Source organism: Pandoraea soli, from assembly GCF_902459595.1.
Classification (GTDB): Bacteria; Pseudomonadota; Gammaproteobacteria; order Burkholderiales; family Burkholderiaceae; genus Pandoraea; species Pandoraea cepalis.
In genome coordinates, this window is record NZ_CABPSG010000042.1 from 1 (window position 1) to 1,213 (window position 1,213).

The 1,213-nt window shown below is 57.5% G+C and carries 1 protein-coding gene; it reads left to right on the top strand.

The window, feature by feature from the left end:
- Positions 1-72 precede the first annotated feature (72 nt).
- Positions 73-1,181 (top strand): IS3 family transposase gene (locus tag PSO31014_RS22210; protein WP_150553593.1). Its coding sequence is split into 2 segments (ribosomal slippage): positions 73-322 and positions 322-1,181, totalling 1,110 coding nucleotides; the frame shifts between segments, so codons are not numbered across the junction.
- The last annotated feature ends 32 nt before the right edge of the window (positions 1,182-1,213 follow it).

Below are 1,213 nucleotides of genomic sequence, written 5' to 3' on the forward strand. Positions count from 1 at the left end.
TGACCTGCCCTGAAAATTTCGTACCAATCAAATCTAGAGATAATGGCTCCTCAGCTCAGACGAGGAGTTGGTATGAAGAAGAGCCGGTACAGTGACGAACAGATTGTGCGAATTCTGCGCGAGGCGGATCGAGATACGATCCCCGAGGTGGCCAAGCGCAATGGCGTGAGCGAAGCGTCGATATACGCTTGGCGCAAACGGTTCGGCGAGATGGTCAGCGATGACGTCAAACGACTCAAGACGCTTGAGGCCGAGAACGCGCGGTTAAAGAAAATGGTGGCCGAGCGCGATCTTGAGATTGAGGTCATGAGGGAGATCGGCGCAAAAAAGTGGTGAGCGCACAGGTTCGCTGTGAACAAGCCCGGTTCGCGATGGCGCGGGGTTTGAGTCAAAGGCGAGCGTGTGCGCTGATGCAGGTCAGCCGTTCGAGCTTGAGCTATGCATTGAAGATGCCAAGCAAGAATGCACCGGTGATCGAGGCTATGAGAACGTTGTCGGGACATCACCCGCGCTTCGGCTCTCGTCGCATCCGCGTGTTGCTGGAGCGCGAAGGCATCGTTGTCGGCCGCGACCGATGTGCCTCGCTCTGGGCCCGGGCGGGCCTGCAAGTGCCGAGGAAGCGACGTAGGCGCCGGGTTGCCGGCAGCCGTCCGAGACCTCATGCGCCAGCGGCTCGTAACTCGGTGTGGTGCTACGACTTCGTATTCGACGCCTGCGCAAACGGGCAGCAAGTCAAATGTCTGACCGTGGTCGACGAATATACGCGGGAATGCCTGGCGATCGATGTGGCGGGATCGATTCGCTCACGCCGAGTCATTGAAGTGCTAAGTCGGTTGATCAGCGTGCACGGAGCGCCCCGTTATCTTCGGTCGGACAATGGGCCGGAATTTGTCAGCACGGCGCTGTTGAAATGGGCGGTCCAGGAGCAGATCGAGACAGCGTTGATTGATCCGGGCAAGCCTTGGCAGAACGGCACCAACGAAAGCTTCAACGGAAAATTCCGTGATGAGTGTTTGGCGATGGAGTGGTTTCGGAACCGGATCGAAGCGAGGATCGTGATCGAAGATTGGCGGACTCACTACAACGAAGTGCGTCCGCATTCGAGTTTGCAGTACCTAACACCGGCAGAATTTCGCCGGGCTAGCGAATGTAGTTCAACCACCGGGGCCGTGAGTCTCTAGACACCAGTGGTACGAAAAAACCAGTCAGGTCA